The sequence below is a fragment of the Vibrio sp. Vb1729 genome (assembly GCF_033338655.1).
Taxonomy (GTDB): Bacteria; Pseudomonadota; Gammaproteobacteria; order Enterobacterales; family Vibrionaceae; genus Vibrio; species Vibrio alginolyticus.
In genome coordinates, this window is record NZ_JAWOTB010000011.1 from 100496 (window position 1) to 118916 (window position 18421).

An 18421-nucleotide genomic window follows, 5' to 3' on the forward strand; every position below is an offset into this window, starting at 1 on the left:
CTTGCTTGCCAGAGCGCTTGCCTACACGTTGGAACCGCGCTCTGGATAAATTGGTTTTGTTGAGGTTAGAAGTAGTTAAAGTCTTTGCACACTTTGGCGATCGCTTCTTCGAAGATCGCCAACGCTTCTGTCAGTTGTTCGCGAGTGATGATCAGCGGTGGGCTGAGTTGAATCACGTTACCTTGCGATACCTTGAAACTCACTCCGTTGTTGAGGCATTGGTACAGCACAGCTTCCGCTTCGTCATACGCGCGTGCTTTGCTTTCGTGGTCAGTGACCAGTTCAATGCCCCATAACATGCCGATGCCACGCACATCACCAATCACTGGGTACTTAGCTTTCATCTCTAGCAACTTTTCACGCATGAACTGGCTGTCAGCTTTGGCTTTATCTAGCAAGCCGTCTTGCTCAATAGCTTCCATGGTTGCCAGTGCTGCAGCACAACCGATAGGGCTTTTCTCATGAGTGTAATGGCCCATGGAGATTTGCTCGGCGGTGTTGTATTTGTCTTTGGTTACCATGGCTGCGATAGGCACTAAGCCACCACCCAAACCTTTACCGATGCAGAGCATATCTGGCTCGATGTCGTAGGCTTGGTAGGTAAACCATTCACCACTGCGACCCATGCCGTTAGGGATGTCGTCGATGATCAGCATGACATTTTGTTTGTCACAGATTTCGCGGATGCGTTTCCAATAGGCTTTACTCGGCACTTGTACGTCGGTATTACGAACTGCTTCTGCGATAAACGCGCCCACGCCACCTTCTTTCTCAATCACGTATTCGAGGTAATCGGCGTAATGCACATCGCTGCCGTCCGCGACTGGGAAAGCACCACGGTAAGATACGGCTGGTGGGATTCGCTCAACACCTGCCATTAATGGTCCCATACCTTGGCGGAAACACGCTTCGCCGCCCACTGAGATGGCATCCAACGATGCGCCGTGGAAGGAATCCCACAGAGACACCACCTTGTAGTTGCCCGTGATGTGGCGCGCTAGTTTAAGTGCCATGCCAACCGCAGATGTGCCACCCGGAGCAAACAGCACGCGATTCAATTCGCCGCCACAGATTTGGGTGAGTTTTTCGGCACATTCAATCGCAGTTTCATTGGTAAAACGACGTGGTGAAAACGGCAGTTTGGCAATTTGCTCTTGCACACGGTTAATCACATGCGGATGACCATAGCCTAGCTGATGGACGTTATTGCCATGAAAGTCCATGTACTTTTTGCCGGTGGCATCTTGGATGTAGATGCCTTCTGCTGCTTCCAAGGTATCTAAGCAAGGCGTCGACATGGCTTGATGAAGAAAGACCTCCGAATCACGCTTCAATAATGCTTGCGTGCTTTCGTCGTCCATCGATGCATTCCAAGCTTGGCGCGCTGGTGTCGTGTTGACATCGCCTTCGCTGCGGAGATGGGTCGGTTTGATATTCTGAGTCATAACGCTTTCTCAATCAGAAGGCTGCTTTACGCAACTTGCCAGTACATTGCTTTTTCAATTGCACCGATTAAGCGCTCGATATCTGCTGGGTAAACTTCGCCAATGTTGCCGATGCGGAAGCAATCTGCGTTCGATACTTTACCCGGATAAATCACGAAGCCTTGCTCTTTCAAACGCGTGTAGAACGCTTTGAATTGGTAATCACTGTGAGTTGGAGAGTAGAAAGAGGTGATGATAGGCGAGTGAAGGTCATCACTCAGTAGCGGCTCAAACCCCAAAGAACGCATACCTGCAACCAGTGTTTTCTGGTTAGTTTGGTAGCGGTTATGACGAGCCTCAATGCCGCCTTCTTGTTCCAGTTCTAGCAATGCTTGATAGAAAGCGCGAACTGTGTGCGTTGGAGACGTGAAACGCCATTTGCCGTGGTTCACTTCCATACAGTGCCACTGGTCGTAAAGATCAAGGCTCAAAGAACGCGCCTGACCTTGGCACTTTTCTAGCTCAGTTTGTTTCGCAATCACAAAGCCAAAACCCGGTACGCCTTGAATACATTTGTTTGCAGAGCTGATCATAAAATCGATGCCTAGCTCTGCGATATCGATAGGAATGCCACCAAAGCTCGACATGGCATCGAGAATCACGACTTTACCGTGTGCTTTTGCCGCAGAAGCAAATGCCTCAATTGGATTCAGCATGCCAGTGGTTGTCTCACAGTGAACAATCGCCACGTGTGTGATCGCAGGATCCGATGCCAATGCAGTTTCCACCTCGTTCAAGTGTGGCTGTGATGTTTCGCCTGGGGAAACTACATGGCATGGAATATTTAGGTAATCAGCGATCTGAGCGATACGCGCACCGTAAGCACCGTTGTCGACAACCAACAATTTTCCATCTTTGCCAATGGCACTGCCAATCGTTGCTTCTACTGATGCGGTGCCGCTACCTTGCATTAGTACGCTGGTGTAGCCGTCTTGCTCCGTCGCCAGTTTTACAAGCTTAGTGCGGATCACTTCTACAATGTCTTTGTTGTATTCATCATCCCAAGTACACCAGTCTTTTAGCATGGCTTCACGTACTGTTTCAGAAGTAGATAGAGGACCTGGAGTCAGTAGTAGGTATTCGTTTTTCATCTCGATTTCCATCAGAATAGGCTAATTGGTCTACGCCAAATTTCGAGTTCACTCTAGCGAGGAAGAAAAGGGCAGTAAATAGGCGAATGTCCAATTTCATAAAACTTTAATATCCAGAAAATGGCGGATCAATTGAACGATTATTCATCGCAAATTTTCGTAAAACTGCCATTTAATGGTCATGATTTCGTCACAAAGACTCAGTAGGGTGTATATCGTCAACTGGTACAGACCAAATGAAAACTTAGCCAAATTAACTGGAGAAAATGATGGAAAACCGTTTGATGAAAGGATCGCTGGCTGCACTTGTCTCTCTGCTAGCTACGAATGCAATGGCAGCACAGGAAGTCACGGTTTACACCGCTTTCGAAACTGACATTCTTGCGAAATACAAGTCTGCGTTTGAGAAAGATAACCCAGATATCAAGATTAAGTGGGTTCGCGATTCCACTGGTATCATGACGGCGAAATTGCTGGCAGAGAAGAACAACCCTCAAGCGGAAGTGGTTTGGGGTCTTGCTGGCTCGTCAATGGCACTGCTTAAAGATGAAGGTCTTCTTAAGCCTTACACACCAAAAGGTTTGGAAGAGCTGCACGCGAACCTAAACGACCCTCAATCAAACCAAGCTTGGTTCGGTAACGATGCATTCTTTAACGCAGTTTGTTTCAACGAAGCGGTAGCGAAACAACTTAACCTACCGAAACCAACGTCTTGGGAAGACCTAACGAAGCCGGTTTACAAAGGTCACATTGCAATGCCGAACCCAGCGTCTTCAGGCACTGGCTACATGCAGGTTTCTGCTTGGCTACAAAACATGGGTGAAGATCAGGCATGGAATTACATGCGTGACTTAGACAAGAACATTGCACACTACACGCACTCTGGCTCTAAGCCATGTGTTCAAGCGGGTATGGGTGAAGTGGCTATCGGTATCTCGATGGCAAGCCGCGGCGCGAAGCTGAAAACACAAGGTGCACCACTAGCGGTGATCACACCAAAAGGCATCGGCTGGGAATCAGAAGCCGTTGGTCTAGTAAAAGAGTCTGATGCAGCGAAACGTGTTGTCGACTGGTCAATCTCTAAAGCAGCAAACGAGCTTTACGTAGAAATGTACCCAGTGGTTGCACATAAAGAAGTGAAAGCGACTGTGTCTAACTTCCCGAACGTTCAAGAGAACATGGCGAAGATGGACTTCGCGCAAATGGGCAGCAAGCGTGCAGAGATTCTAGCGGCTTGGTCTGAAAAGTTTGACACGAAATCAGAGCCAAAGTCTTAATTGAATTTGCTTTGAGTTGAATACTGAAATCCACCTCGGTTGAGGTGGATTTTTTGTTTTCTCTGTTATTTCAAAGTTTGCTGAAAGTAGATTCCTAGTCTCACCTAGGTTCGCTGGAATGACGAACTTAAGAAAGTCGGGAATCTCTAATTACCACTTAAACAAACCCTATCTCCCTTCATCTATTTGTCATCTTCTGGCTATAAATTTGTCATTGGAACGTAACACTCCAAAATTAAAGTTGGTATATACCATTTGGAGCGTGTGTTATGTCAACTAACCAACATTACCTAAATATCGAAGATGTAGTGAAGCAATTCGGACAGTTCACTGCATTAAAGCAAATCTCACTGGCGATCGAAAAAGGCGAGTTCGTTTGTTTTTTAGGCCCTTCTGGCTGCGGTAAAACTACGTTATTACGTGCCATTGCAGGTTTAGATCTACCTACTTCTGGCGCGATTTTTCAAAACGGCCAAGAGACCACATTTCTACCACCAGAAAAGCGTGATTTCGGCATTGTGTTTCAGTCTTACGCGCTGTTTCCAAACCTCACCGTACAAGAGAACATTGCGGTGGGTTTGAAAAACCAAGGTATGTCAACCAAAGAGGCGCTGGAGAAAGTAGAGCAGTGGCTCGAAACGATAGGCTTACCAACCTCAGGGCAGAAGTTTCCTAACCAGTTGTCGGGCGGTCAGCAACAACGTGTGGCGTTAGCGCGAGCGCTTGCTTTATCTCCGGGACTGCTTCTTCTTGATGAACCTTTATCTGCGTTGGATGCGAAAGTACGTGTTCACTTACGTGATGAAATTTGTAAGCTGCAACGCAAGCTTGGCATCACTACCATCATGGTTACGCACGATCAGGACGAAGCGTTGTCGATGGCGGATCGTATCGTGGTAATGAACCATGGTGTGATTGAGCAAGTAGGCACACCTCAAGAGATCTACCAACAACCAGCCACGCGCTTTGTTGCTGAGTTTGTCGGCAGCATGAACTTTATTGAAACCTCAGTAGCTACGGACTCCCAAGTGCGCATTGCGGAAACCCTAATGCCAGCGCCAAGCTTGACCAATCGTAAGATCCAACGTGGTGATCGCTTCGACCTTGCGGTGCGTCCTGAAAGCATCAAGTTCGTTGAAAACTACACCAACTCTTTACCAGTGCGAGTTACCGCAACCGAGTTTCTGGGGGCGTTTTTCCGTATTGATTGCGTATTGCAAAACGACAGCTCAACGAAAACCATCGTCGTGGATGTGCCTGTGGAAACGGTTCAAAAACTCAATATCAAAGCGGGCGATGTACGTTACATCCAGTTTGCTGAAGAAGGGCTGCATGGTTACGCCGTGCCCTCGGTTGATAAAGCGCTAGCAGCGTAGGTGTAAACATGGATGCGAAGACAATGACGATGAATAGCCTGACCACACAAGACAAAGCAAAACCCTTACTCGGACGTGTCAGCCGTGACAACCTTGTGTTGTTTGGTTTGCTCGCTGGCTTGTCGACCATGATGGTGCTCTTCATCTTAATGCCGCTTTGGGCCATGTTGACCAAGAGTGTGCAAAATGCCAATGGCGAATTTGTCGGATTGGCAAACTTTGCGACGTACTTTTCTTCTTCAAGCTTGTGGGTGTCGGTGGGCAACACTTTCACTCTGGGCGTGATAGTGACCTCGGTAGTGGGTGTGCTTGCGTTTGGCTATGCCTATGCGCTGACTCGTTCATGCATGCCGTTTAAAGGTTTGTTCCAAATCCTAGGTACTGCGCCGATTCTCGCGCCTTCGTTGTTACCAGCGATCAGTTTGATTTTCCTTTTCGGTAATCAAGGCATTGCCAAAGAGATGCTGTTAGGAAACTCGATTTACGGCGTGATTGGTATCTCGATGGGTTTGATTTTCTGGACCTTCCCTCATGCATTGATGATTTTGACTACTTCGCTGCGTACTTCAGATGCCCGTTTGTATGAAGCAGCCCGCGCACTGAAAACTTCACCCATCAAAACCTTCTTTATGGTGACGTTACCTGCGGCGAAATACGGTTTGATCAGTACGCTTATCGTGGTCTTTACGCTGGTTATCACGGACTTTGGTGTGCCGAAAGTGATTGGTGGAAGCTACAACGTCCTGGCGACTGACATCTTCAAGCAAGTTGTGGGACAACAAAACTTTGCCATGGGTGCGGTGACCAGCATTATGTTGTTATTCCCTGCGGTAATGGCATTTGGTGCAGATCGCTGGGTACAGAAAAAACAAAAGAGCTTATTCGACACACGTTCAGTGCCTTATCAGCCAGAACCCAACAAAGCGCGCGACAGCATCTGTTTGGTTTACTGCAGCATCATTTCTATTGCAGTGCTGGCTGTGCTTGGCATGGCGGTGTATGGCTCGTTAGTGACGTTCTGGCCTTGGAACAAAGCGCTGACGCTAAACAACTACAACTTTGCTGAAATGAGCACTTACGGTTGGAGCCCATTCTTCAATTCGCTAACGCTGGCAGGCTGGACGGCAGTGATCGGTACAGCCATTATCTTTGTCGGTGCTTACTGCATTGAGAAAGGGCGTGCGTTTGGTCCAATTCGTCAGGTGATGCAAATGCTCAGCGTGGTGCCAATGGCAGTTCCGGGTATGGTGCTTGGCTTGGGTTACATCTTTTACTTCAACGATGCGAACAATCCTCTGAACGTACTTTATGGCACCATGGCATTCTTGGTAATTAACACGGTAGTGCATTACTACACAGTGGGTCACATGACCGCCCTGACAGCGCTAAAGCAGTTGCCATCGGAGATTGAAGCCACGGCGGCATCGGTGAAGCTTCCTCAATACAAGTTGTTCTTTAAAGTGACATTACCTGTGTGCTTACCTACGATTTTGGACATTGCGACTTACTTGTTTGTTAATGCATTGACCACCACTTCTGCGGTAGTATTCCTTTACTCAACCGATACGATTCCGGCTTCGGTCTCGATTCTGAATATGGACGATGCAGGTCAAACTGGCGCTGCAGCGGCAATGGCTGTGATGATCATGATTGCTGCCGCAATTGCGAAGATTGTTCAGATGACTTTGGGTAAATTGTTAGAGAATCGCACACAAGCTTGGCGCAAAAGATAAGGACACTTCGTGCAATACGTAAAAATTAAAGATTCGATTGTTGAACAGATTGAAGCGGGCATGTTATCGCCGCGTCAAAAACTGCCAGCAGAGCGTAAGTTGGCGGAGTCGTTCGATACTACACGCGTCACTCTGCGTGAAGCTTTATCACTGCTAGAAGCGGAAGGTCGAATCTATCGCGAAGATCGCCGAGGTTGGTTTATCTCACCTGAGCCATTGCGTTACGATCCAACCCAAACTCTGAACTTCCCGAACATGGCGAAAGCGCAAAATCGTGTGCCAAAAACGGAGTTGGTCGCAGCAAAAGGGACGTTGGCAAACAAACAAGCCGCGCGCTTGCTGGACTTGCAGCCTTTCTCGGATGTGTATCGAGTTGACCGTGTGCGATACCTTGAAGATAGACCTGTGGTATTCGTAACAAACTACATTCGCCCAGAGCTGTTTCCGAACCTGTTGGACTACGATTTATCAAATTCACTGACGGACATTTATCGCGATCATTATGGCGTAACGTATCAAAAGATTCGCTACCGCATTTCAACCAGCACTTTGTTGGGTGAAATGGCTCAGGCACTGCGCGCGACAGCTGGCACGCCAGCGATGGTGGTGGAGCGCATCAACTACAACCAGCACGGTGAGTTGATTGATTGCGATATCGAGTATTGGCGACACGATGCCATCAGCATTGAATCTCTGGCGGAACTCAATCGTTAAGTGGATTTTCTCATTATCTAAGGCTCCATCTCGGAGCCTTTACTTTATTCAGACAGGAACATTGAAATGGATTTGTTGGCGATTGGTCTCGTCGTTTTTTCTGCTGTTCTCCATGCGGGCTGGAATATCCTTGGTAAAAGCAACTCAGGCTCTGGACTCGCGTTTACTATGGCGGCCAGCTTCTCGGCCTGTGCCATTCTTACCCCTTATTTGATTTGGTATTTGGCGACCATTGGCTGGACATCATTACCGAGTGAATTTTGGGGATTGCTGTTCATTAGCGGCATTTCACAAATGGTTTATTTGGTCGGTTTGATTGTCGCTTATAAGCACGCTGATGTGGGGGTGGTTTATCCGATTGCTCGGGCACTGCCTGTGATGATGGTCGGCGCAATCAGTGTTGCATTGGGGCATGAATTATCCAGTCAGCAGTGGCTTGGATTCTTGCTGATTACCCTTGGTTGTATGCTGGTACCACTGACGAATTTTCGTCAGATGACATTGGGCTCTTATTTGAACGTTGGTGTGTTCTGGGCATTGATTGCCGCAATAGGCACAACGGGTTACTCGGTGGTCGACAAAGAAGCGCTGAGTTTACTCACAGGACAAGCATCAGAGATCTTGAATGATCAGTACAGTGCGATCTTCTACTTGGGCGTGCAGTTTTGGGCAATTGGTATTCCTGCTCTTGTGTGGTGCTTAATTACGGGCAAACCAGATGAGATTAAGACAGCGTGGCAGATCCGCAAAACAGCTAGCATGGCAGGGGTAATGATGGCATCTACCTACGGCTTGGTGTTGTTTGCGATGACCATGACAGACAACGTGAGTTTGGTGGTGGCACTAAGGCAAATCAGCATCGTGTTTGGGTTGTTTATGGGGATTTGGTTTCTGTCTGAGAAATGGTATCTCACTCGGGGTATTGGGGTTACTTCGATTCTGGTGGGGATTATTCTTGCGTTGACGAACTGACTCATATTGATGAAAGAAAAAGGCAGCGACTCAGGCCGTCGCTGCCTTTTTCTTTTTGAGTTTTTGGGGAAGGGGTAGGAGTATAAGGGACGTCAGAAACGCAGTTGTGCGCCGAACATCACGCCGCTAGAGTCAAAATCGCTGTTTTTTGAGTACACATATTCTGCATTCAAACCAAAGTGTTTATAGCTCCAGCCGATACCGCCAGCCGCTTCACCTCCGACACTTGAGTGTTCGATGTTCTTGCTCTGACCGTTCACTTTATAAGTGTATTCGAGAGTGTAGAGAGTGACACCTGCCTTGCCGTACAGTTCGAAACCTGAACCCAGAGGATAGCTAGCATAGCCACTCAAGCGAGGTCCGGAGAAGCTCGTATCGGTGACTTCTGAAATCGGACTCACGAGTATCGAGCCGATACCGTCAAACGCGCCTTTATAACCTGCTTCGATACCAAAGTTATGTGTTGGCATGTAGCGGTAATATATTTCACCTAAGAACATGTCGCCTGATTCTTTGCTTGTCGGAGCATCGTAGTTCACATCGCCATAGCCAATGTTTGTACCTATGATGTGCTCACTGGTTTCTGCGTTGGCTGACAAAGAAAAAGCCGACAACACTAAAGCAGTAATGAATGAATAACGCATGAACGCTTCTCCTTAGCTTTTAGCTTGCTCGCCTTTTAATATTTGTTCGAAAGTGATCTTGGTGTTGTCTAGCCATTCATAACGGCGACGATACATCGAACGCTTAGAGCGCGACATGCCTTCGATATCTCGACGGGGTGCATTTACATCAATTGAGTAAAAATGACGATTGTATTCGGTGCCGCCCAATTCTTGCCAGAGTGCATCGTAATCCGTTTTGATTCGCCCTTTGCTGTAGCGCTTAGCTGCGTAAGTATGGGACTGCGTTTTCACTGCTAGAATCGTATTTACTTCCCAAATTTGTGCGAGCAAAGTGAGCAAGCTCACCATCAAGCTTTTTGGTCTCTGTCCGTAAAGCTTACGAGTTAGCTTTTTAATTTTCGCGTTGTTTTCTTCACTGCTTCGCGGTCCTTGTAAGCCGCCAATCATAATGCTGCGTCCAGATTCGATGTGACCTAGCGTAAAAGAGAGCGTGTAGAAGTTGCCATCTTCAGCGCTGTGCAGCACTAGGCTCATGTCGCCTTCTTTTTGATAACGTGCTTCGTATACTAATCTCACCGAGTACAGTATTTCGTCAATTTCAAAAGAGGCTAATGTTAGGCCTTTCGAGTCTGTGTAGATTTCTTCGATTGTTTGTTTAGAAAACAGTTCTGAAATCGTTTTGTAGTGATCAACCACCAAGTTAGAACGATCGAACGCTGAGTTGTTTTTGATGATATACGGACGAAACGGCTTCTCTAAAAATCGATGCGTACGTGTACAAAGCAACTCTAACAATGACGATTCAATATTGTCTGAAAGGTGCTTAAACGCACGTTTGTAATAAAGCGCACGTAAGATGAACTTAGCTCTGTAGGTCCAAATTGGCTTGTAGACATCAGCATAATCATCTGAGTAAATCGATTTGCTATGGTAAAAAATGGATTTGTTCGCGGTCATTTTCACTCCAGATTAACTTGTGCTCAATAGCGACAATTAAGAACCGACGGACGAGCAGCGAAGAACCCGAAAAGGAGGAATGCAAAGCACGACTGAAAAGAGGTGGTTTTTGCTGTGTCCGACGTTTGTGTAAGGTTTTGAACAGTGTTCTTTTGCTGGAATTCTAAGAGAAAATTGACCTTAGGTATTGTATGGTTTGGTAAGGAAGTGTCAGGTTGAAACCCATTGTTCAAAAGGAAGAAAATGCGAATGTCGGCTGAATATGACGTTGAGTTGCTAAGTTAATGTGAAATAAGTTGAACGAAAATTGAACATTATTTGAAATTGTTTTGACGTGTTTTAGGTCTTTATACGTACCTTATAAGTATCGAGCCAATTTTGGCCCGATGTAAAGGTAAGTAAGGAGAGGTTTATGAAACGCTTAACAACTTTAGCAAGTACGATTGCTCTGATTGCTGCACCTTCTATGGCTCTTGCTGGTGGTTATCAGTGGACAAACGATACCGAAACTATCCATGGCGACGTAATGGATAGCAAACAAGCGGCTTATGAAATGGGCCGAGACATGATCCAAAGCTACCAAAATAAATCATCTGGACAACTCCGTGATGAGTTTACGAGCCTTACAACGTATGTTGATCGCCAATCGTTTTCTATCACTGACTCAAAAGTCATGGTAAATGAGTTCTTGCAAAGTGACGGGCAAGTTGTTTACCAGCCTATTCTCAATGTTCAATACGAGTACCGCATGCGTGAACCTGGTAATCGTTAATTAATTTATTCGCTAGCATTTATAACTCTATTGCCTATTTAATCCTTGTTGTGAATTCGTTTTATTATTTTTGGGGAGCATTTGCTCCCCTTTTTATTATTAAATATATATTCCTGATGAATGTGTGTCTTAAATGTAATATCTCGTAAGAACCTATCTCAATAGGTGTTGCCTGAGTTAAATCAACACCTATTGAAAACACTGTAAATGAGTTCAACACAATACCTAATCTTCGATGCGCTCTGGGAAAAAATAGAGCCATTGTTGCCCGCTCACAAGACTAACCATCCTCTCGGTACGCATTGAAAACGAGTCGATAATCGTGATGCGATGAATGGCATTCTTTTTGTTCTCAGAACTAGTTGTCAATGGAATGCGCTTAACACAACGGGTATTTGTACCTCTAGCTCTGCGCATCGTAGCTTTCAATAGTGGTGAGATGCAGGCGTTTTTGAGCTATTTTGGCAAAATGGTCTGATTTACGAGGGTGTTGATTGGCGTTCTAGATCAATGGCTGCCAAACTAAAGCACCTTTTGCTGGCTATGAGCGACAATCCTTTTGATTCTTAGCACTGTTCATACCGACCACAAACCAGAATGAAACTGCTCAACTCTTTCGCTGGCTCTGTTTCGCTGACTTAACATCACCGCCTTGCCACTATTTTCTGTTATAGTGCTGATACCATAAACAACAATTACACCAGTTAATGAGAAAAATTATCTTACCGCTTGTCATGGTTGGATTTTTTGCACTTCCCACTGCGCTTAAAGCCAATACGGAAAACAATGCATGCAACGATACAACCACTGCTAAAACGCGAGCACTATTTTTAAAGCATTATCAGAAAAAAGATTACACAGCAGCCTACTACGCAGCTTATCTTTATGCTGATAGTTGCCCAGCTTTGTTTTCGGCGCATTCACCGTCAGTAGAAACACTATGGCTGCTTAGCGACTATTCTCTCGCGGCATCACGGAGCGATAATCAAAAAGCATGTGACGACATAGCCTCCCTTGTTAAGGCCGATACGTTACAGAAACATTCCCGTATCGCCCAAGCAATACAAACCAACCTTGGCCTATGTTCACTTAAGCAAACCGAATCACGGATTGATACACGGCTTACTCGCTCAAGTTGTGCTTTTGACAAAAACTTCCTTTCCGTGCCGGCATCTTGGCAAGGCAAAGTCGCAAATCATGACTCGATAGAATGTATTGGCCCCAAAACATTAACACAAGGGACATCACTAACCTTACTAAAGGCGGACACCGAAAATAAAGCAATTCGCATTCCCTTCGACGGTGTTATACCCAACGATGGCAAGACCCGTCTTCTCTTCCTTGGCGACGAACGCTCTATGATGGTTGCCTATGTCTTTAACACAGAAGGCCCCCTGCAACCCCAATCCGTTAACAAACGTACCGAATACTATTCATTACGCGCTTATCAAACCAACGAAACAACGCAACAGCAAGTCGCACAGCTCAATACCGGTATGGTACAGAGCAAAAGCGACAATGATTACTCACCGGAACACCTTACTGAGCTAGAAAAAACAATAACGACAGATTTTACCGTCGACCCATACAACTGGTGGGGACATAAAGCGCTCATCGACATCAATGAAATGGCTAGTGAGGAAAACTTCCTTGTCGCTCAATATAAGGATCGTATTGAGCTAATTTATAATCTTGGCAATGATATAAAGACGCTTGATTTGCTAACGGGTAACAAAAAGACCGTATTCACAGCACCTGAACAGGTCTATGTCCATAGTATCGAAGAATCACTGCTGTATATAAAAAACAAACAGGATGATTATTTTGAGCTAGATCTCACTGCAGCATCCCCCTCTCTGGTACAGGTTCCCTATGTGCCACCTCCGCACAAAGGACGCTATTCGTCCGTACCGCTAGTATCAGCCGACCAACAAAGTCAAATAAGCAGCGATGACGGCCAATTACTCGTTGAAAGCCCCTACCATAAAAGCATTCTGATTAATGATCACTACGAAAACTGGGTGATCAATAACCTTTCTTGGGGGGGCGATAGTTATGAAATCTATTTTGATAACTCATCAGCCTATGCCTGCATCTGGCGAGTTGATTTACTCAACCGTAAAATCGAACGAGTTATTCCGATAGAAGCTGCCGTTGAGCCCTATGGATTTCGTGTTGGCAATGTCCCTTATGTGGTGTATGTCGATAGAGACAAAGACAAACTCTATTTAGCGACCCCCATGTAATAATCAATCGTCGACTTCCCAAGTGATATCGCAGCCCTCGAGCTAAGAACCTATCTCAATAGGTGTTGCCTGAGCTAAATCAACACCTATTGAAAATACTGTAAATGAGTTCAACATAATACCTGATCTTTAATGTGCTCTGGGAAAAATTGAGCCATTGTTGCCCGTTCATAAGACTAACCATCCTTCGGTACGCATCGAAAACGAGTCGATAATAGTGATGCGATGAACGGCATTCTTTTTGTCTTTAGAACTGGTTGTCAGTGGAATGCGCTTAACGCAACGGGCATTTGTACCTCTAGCTTCGCACATCGTCGCTTTCAAGAGTGGCGAGATGCAGGCGTTTTTGAGCGATTTTGGCAAAATGGCATGATTTACGTTGGTGTTGATTGGCGCTCTATATCAATGGATGGCTGCCAAACTAAAGTGCCTTTATCTGGCTCAAAAAAACAGCAAAGAACCCAAAAACAAGGCATAAAACGCAGTTTGTTGACGGATGCGAATGGATTGCCACTTGCTGTAGTCAGCGTGGTGCCAACGTTCACGATATCAAATGGGTACTTCAAACTTTAGATGCATTAGAAAGCTATCGACCACCTTTACAAGCGCCACTGTATCTCGACAGAGGTTACATGATGAACTGGTTACTTTGAACTACATCCCTCATGTTCAATCACGAGAAGAAGAGGCAGCTAGCTTAAAACAATCGGATGATTTTAAGGCTCATAGTTGGGTAGTGGAGCGAACCCATAGCTGGTTAAACCATTATCGTAGATTGCTTGTTCGTTGGGATAAGAAATAGAAAACTACGAGGCCATGTCGCATTTTGCTTGTGGCCTCATTGTTTGGAATAAACCCCTTTTGGGATAGGATCTAAATATTTTCTAATGCTCAGCGTAAGTTTTTCTAGCTCGTTGAATATTCGGTAGGTTTGTAAAGTGGTGACAAAGCACGGTTGTGTGCGTCACTTCTACAAAGGATACCCGATGACACATCATTCATATTGGTTCAAGCAGGCAATTGAAGCTGAGCAACCAGAAACGCCACAACCGTTACAGCAGAACATTAATACTGACGTTGCGATTGTTGGTGGCGGATACACCGGACTTTGGACCGCGATTATGATTAAGCAGCAATCTCCGGAAAAAAAGGTAGTCGTGATTGAAAAAGGCCTTTGTGGCAGTGGTGCATCGGGCGCAAACGGCGGTTGTATGCTGACTTGGTCTACCAAGTTTCCGACATTGAAACGGTTATTCGGTGAAGAACATGCTGCTTGGTTAGTAAAAGAGTCGGAACAAGCAGTGCTCGAGATTGACGACTTTTGTCAGCAGCACAACATCGATGCGCACTTATCGTTGAAAGGGGTTTATTACACTGCAACCAATCAGGCTCAAACTGGGGGAATGCAGCCAGTTGTGGACGAGTTAAAGCGATTAGAAGTGAACAGTTGGCGTCGTTGCTCGGTGGAGGAACTGCGTGCCAATGCGGGTTCACCTCGACATATAGAAGGCTTTCACTCTCCAGTTGCAGCCAGCGTTCAACCTGCATTATTAGCGAGAGGGTTACGCCGTGTTGCTATTGATCTGGGTGTAGAAGTTTATGAGGACACGCCGATGACGCGTCTAGATTATGGAAAACCTGCCATTGTCTGTACACCTAAAGGAAACATTCAAGCGCAGCAGGTGGTATTGGCATTAAATGCATGGATGGTGGAGCAGTTTAAACAGTTCAAAAACAGTATCGTGGTGGTCTCTTCCGACATGGTGATCACCAGGCCGCTTGGTGACGCACTACCTCTATCTGGTTGGCAGGCAGGTTCTAGCGTGTTGGATTCACGTATCTTCGTCCACTATTACCGAGATACGCCAGATGGCCGTTTGATGTTGGGGAAAGGCGGCAATCAGTTTTCTTTCAATAACCAAGTTGACGCAATGTTTAACAAGCCAACACGCTACCAAGGTCTACTGCGCAAGTCGTTCGATAAGTTGTTTCCTCATTTGAGAGGGGAGGAGTTTGCTTATTCATGGACGGGGGGCTCTGATCGTTCTGCTACTGGTTTCCCTTTTTTCGGCGAGCTAGATAAACAGAGCAATATCTTTTACGGATTTGGTTATTCAGGCAATGGTGTAGCGCAGACTCGAATGGGCGGAAAGATCCTATCTTCATTGATATTGGGAATCGATAACGAGTGGACGAACAGTGGTTTAGCCAAAGGACCGTTGGGGTGTTTCCCGCCAGAACCGCTTCGCTGGACCGGGGCTATGATAGTGCGCAACGCGGTACGTCGCAAAGAGGAAGCAGAAGATAACGAGCAGACGCCATTCATCTGGGATAAGTGGCTAGCAAAACTCGCGGGACCAGCAGGCAAAGCGGATAAGCTTGACTAAACTGAAGACTTTAGCCACAAACGAGACAGTTTGCAGTGAAAGTCATTGGGGCGCGATGAAGCCTTGTGTTAGCCTCTGTCTTTCAAGCTCAGATTTAAAAGGTGAGTCATAAAATGAAAGTATTCAGCAACTTCGATAGCGGCAGCATTCACGTAGTGAAAGCGGACGACAAAAACGACATCCAACTCAAAATTCCTAACGACAATATGTCGGAATTCTACCAGTGGTTCCACTTCCGTCTTGAGACAGAAGCTGAGCAATCGCACACCATCAAATTGCTTGATTTGGCTAAATCGGCTTATCCAGAAGGATGGCAAGGTTACGATGTGGTTGCGTCTTACGATCGTGAAGAATGGTTCCGAGTACCGGCAGAGTTCGATGGCGACACGCTGACTTTCACTGTAATCCCTGAGCGCAGCTCAATTTACTTCGCGTACTTTGCGCCATACACGTACGATCGTCATTTAGACTTGTTACACATGGCACAAAGCGCGCACCACTGCCAACTTGAAACACTAGGCCACACATTAGACGGCAACGACATGAGCTTGCTTACTTTCGGTGAGCCAGAAGAAGGTAAAAAGAAAATCTGGATGATTGCACGTCAGCACCCAGGTGAGACAATGGCGGAATGGTTCATGGAAGGTATGATCCAACGTCTGTTAGATGAAAACGACACGGTTGCGCGTGCATTGCTTGAAAAAGCGGTGCTTTACGTCGTACCAAACATGAACCCAGACGGTGGTATTCGCGGTCACTTGCGTACCAACGCAGTAGGCGTAAACCTAAATCGTGAATGGCAAACGCCATCAATGGAAAAGAGCCCAGAAGTCTACCTTGTGCGTCAGCGCATGCTGGAAACGGGTGTTGACATGTTTTTAGATATTCATGGCGATGAAGCGATTCCGTATAACTTCGTCGCTGGCTCAGAAGGTATTCCTTCTTACGATGAAAATCTTGCCGCTTTAGAGACATCATTTAAGCAAGCGTTACTGACTATTACGCCAGAGTTCCAAGATGAGATTGGTTACGATAAAGATGAGCCTGGTAAAGCGAATTTGACGGTCGGTTCAAATTGGGTTGCAGAGCAGTTCAAATGCTTGTCTTACACAATCGAAATGCCATTTAAAGATAACAACAATCACCCAGATCCACTTTACGGTTGGTCTCCTGAGCGTAGTGTTTTGTTTGGGCAAGATGTATTAGCTGCAACGTTAACCGTAGCGGATAAAATTTAGCTCGACGAGTTAACGCTTTTTCATTATTTCGAAAACAGCTCATTTAAATGAGCTGTTTTTTTGTGCTCTCCAGATCCACGCTCCCCTGTAAAAATTTGTTGCCATTCACAAGCTTAAATGATGATTCTTAAATTTGAGAAAGTGGCTTTTTATGGTGATTTGCGTCACAGAAAGTTGGCTTCTTTGTGATATTCTCCGCAACGAATTGACTATGGCTAAACCAACGCAACGAACTTTATTTTTCGGTTGGGTATGCGGATGAAGCTCATGAATAGATGGTCTTGAGGTTACCTTTTTCCGTTTTACGTCATTGGCGTTTGAATATCATTTTTGATTCTTTCCTACGCTATTTAGCTATTTCTATTCGAAGAAAAGAGAAAGTTACGGCTTCATATTTTACGGCAGTATGCTGCCGCGATGTGTTGCTTTGTGTACAAGAAAAAGGAAAAGAATAATGAAAAAAATCGCTATAGCAGTGGCTACTGTACTTGCTGGTGGTGTGATCTCAAACGTTGCACTTGCTGACACTTACATGGGCGGTAAAGTAGGTTACAACTCTCTAAACGATGCGTGTTACCTGAACGAACCTTGTGACGACGACAGTTTTGCAGCATCTATGCACTTAGGCTACAGCTTCAACAAGTACGTTGCGGCAGAGTATGGTGTTGATTACCTTGGTGACTTCACTGCAAACTTTAAAAAGCCTGGCCTAAACACCGTTGATGGTGATCTTTGGGCATTGACGCTTGCTCCTAAATTTAACCTACCACTAACGGATTCTTGGAATCTATTCGCGAAAGTTGGTGCTGCATACATGATGGCTGGTGACGAGAAAGATTTCGTACCAACTGGCTCTCTGGGTGCTGAATACCAAATCAACTACAACTGGAGCCTACGTGCTGAATACCAACGCTACCAAGATATGTCTGATGATGTAATTGAAGACATGGATTCAGATTTCTTCGGTATCGGTTTCAACTACAAGTTTGGTTCTGAGCCAGTCGTTCAAGAAAAAGCCGTTGAAGAGGTGGTAGAAGCACGTCCTGCAACACGCATTGTAGATCACGTTTACCCTGCTCAAACAACAGCGACAGTACAATTCGACTTAGAAAGTGCAGAAGTGAAAGACGCGTCGAACCTTTCTGGTACCGTTGATTTGATGAATACTTACCCACAAGCTCAAGTTGAGATCACGGGTTACAGCGATACGACAGGTTCTGCTGCTTACAACAAGCAACTCACAGAAAAACGTGCGAAAGCCGTTGCTGACGAGTTCCAAGCAAAAGGTATTGCGGCTGAGCGTATGACAGTGAAAGGCATGGGTGAAGCTAACCCAGTAGCAAGCAACGAGACACGTCAAGGTCGTCAAATGAACCGTCGTGTTGAAGTGGTTGTTCCTGCGTTTGAATACCAAACAACTGAAAAAGCAGAATAATTCCTGCTTAAGATAAAGTTCCAAAAGCCAGCGTGTATCACGCTGGCTTTTTTGATCCCGCTTAACTAACTAAGTAGTTGTGTAGAAACATAGTTATATCGGGACGCTTTGAC

At 45.8% G+C, this 18421-nt stretch carries 14 protein-coding genes and 2 pseudogenes; 12 read left to right on the forward strand and 4 right to left on the reverse strand.

Annotated features, from left to right (window positions below; genetic code table 11):
* Positions 1–65: 65 nt before the first annotated feature.
* The gene (locus R7E29_RS05305; protein WP_053304643.1) at positions 66–1445 is read right to left on the reverse strand and encodes an aspartate aminotransferase family protein; all 1380 of its coding nucleotides are present in this window, start codon (positions 1443–1445) and stop codon (positions 66–68) included.
* 26 nt (positions 1446–1471) lie between these two features.
* Complete coding sequence (phnW, locus tag R7E29_RS05310; RefSeq protein ID WP_005432490.1) at positions 1472–2575, reverse strand: 2-aminoethylphosphonate--pyruvate transaminase; 1104 nt, start codon at positions 2573–2575, stop codon at positions 1472–1474.
* Between the two features lie 266 nt (positions 2576–2841).
* Between phnW and R7E29_RS05315 the strand changes: the two genes are divergently transcribed.
* From R7E29_RS05315 to R7E29_RS05335, 5 genes are all read left to right on the forward strand, one after another.
* Entirely contained in the window at positions 2842–3852 is a 1011-nt protein-coding gene (locus tag R7E29_RS05315; RefSeq protein WP_213906708.1) for a putative 2-aminoethylphosphonate ABC transporter substrate-binding protein, read from the forward strand.
* 269 nt (positions 3853–4121) lie between these two features.
* Positions 4122–5228 carry a putative 2-aminoethylphosphonate ABC transporter ATP-binding protein gene (locus tag R7E29_RS05320; RefSeq protein ID WP_064354501.1) on the forward strand — a complete coding sequence of 369 codons (1107 nt, stop codon included), beginning with the start codon at positions 4122–4124 and terminating at the stop codon, positions 5226–5228.
* Between the two features lie 8 nt (positions 5229–5236).
* Entirely contained in the window at positions 5237–6961 is a 1725-nt protein-coding gene (locus R7E29_RS05325; RefSeq protein ID WP_064354502.1) for a putative 2-aminoethylphosphonate ABC transporter permease subunit, read from the forward strand.
* Between the two features lie 9 nt (positions 6962–6970).
* Positions 6971–7675: a phosphonate utilization transcriptional regulator PhnR gene (gene phnR, locus R7E29_RS05330; protein WP_005442366.1), complete on the forward strand. Its 705-nt coding sequence runs from the start codon at positions 6971–6973 to the stop codon at positions 7673–7675.
* Between the two features lie 66 nt (positions 7676–7741).
* A complete protein-coding gene (locus tag R7E29_RS05335; protein ID WP_064354503.1) occupies positions 7742–8647 on the forward strand; it encodes an EamA family transporter in 906 nt (301 codons plus the stop codon).
* A 92-nt stretch (positions 8648–8739) separates the two neighbouring features.
* Here the strand turns inward: R7E29_RS05335 and R7E29_RS05340 are convergent, their stop codons facing one another.
* Entirely contained in the window at positions 8740–9291 is a 552-nt protein-coding gene (locus tag R7E29_RS05340; protein WP_005374044.1) for an outer membrane beta-barrel protein, read from the reverse strand.
* 12 nt (positions 9292–9303) lie between these two features.
* Positions 9304–10230 carry a VirK/YbjX family protein gene (locus R7E29_RS05345; RefSeq protein ID WP_005384371.1) on the reverse strand — a complete coding sequence of 309 codons (927 nt, stop codon included), beginning with the start codon at positions 10228–10230 and terminating at the stop codon, positions 9304–9306.
* Between the two features lie 412 nt (positions 10231–10642).
* Here R7E29_RS05345 and R7E29_RS05350 point away from each other — a divergent pair, with 412 nt between their 5' ends.
* The 7 genes and pseudogenes from R7E29_RS05350 (at position 10643) to R7E29_RS05380 (ending at position 18308) form a co-directional block, all read left to right on the forward strand.
* Positions 10643–11002, forward strand: coding sequence for a DUF3316 domain-containing protein (locus R7E29_RS05350; RefSeq protein ID WP_017635096.1), 360 nt, complete (start codon positions 10643–10645; stop codon positions 11000–11002).
* 207 nt (positions 11003–11209) lie between these two features.
* Positions 11210–11544 (forward strand): annotated as a pseudogene (locus R7E29_RS05355) (transposase); the annotation flags it as partial.
* Between the two features lie 165 nt (positions 11545–11709).
* Positions 11710–13248, forward strand: coding sequence for a hypothetical protein (locus R7E29_RS05360; RefSeq protein WP_155489403.1), 1539 nt, complete (start codon positions 11710–11712; stop codon positions 13246–13248).
* Between the two features lie 122 nt (positions 13249–13370).
* Positions 13371–14118, forward strand: a pseudogene (locus tag R7E29_RS05365) (IS5 family transposase).
* A 116-nt stretch (positions 14119–14234) separates the two neighbouring features.
* Positions 14235–15635, forward strand: coding sequence for an FAD-dependent oxidoreductase (locus R7E29_RS05370; protein WP_017635100.1), 1401 nt, complete (start codon positions 14235–14237; stop codon positions 15633–15635).
* A 113-nt stretch (positions 15636–15748) separates the two neighbouring features.
* Positions 15749–16873 carry a M14-type cytosolic carboxypeptidase gene (locus R7E29_RS05375; protein ID WP_017819760.1) on the forward strand — a complete coding sequence of 375 codons (1125 nt, stop codon included), beginning with the start codon at positions 15749–15751 and terminating at the stop codon, positions 16871–16873.
* Positions 16874–17327: 454 nt separating this feature from the next.
* Complete coding sequence (locus tag R7E29_RS05380; RefSeq protein WP_005374035.1) at positions 17328–18308, forward strand: OmpA family protein; 981 nt, start codon at positions 17328–17330, stop codon at positions 18306–18308.
* Positions 18309–18421: the final 113 nt, after the last annotated feature.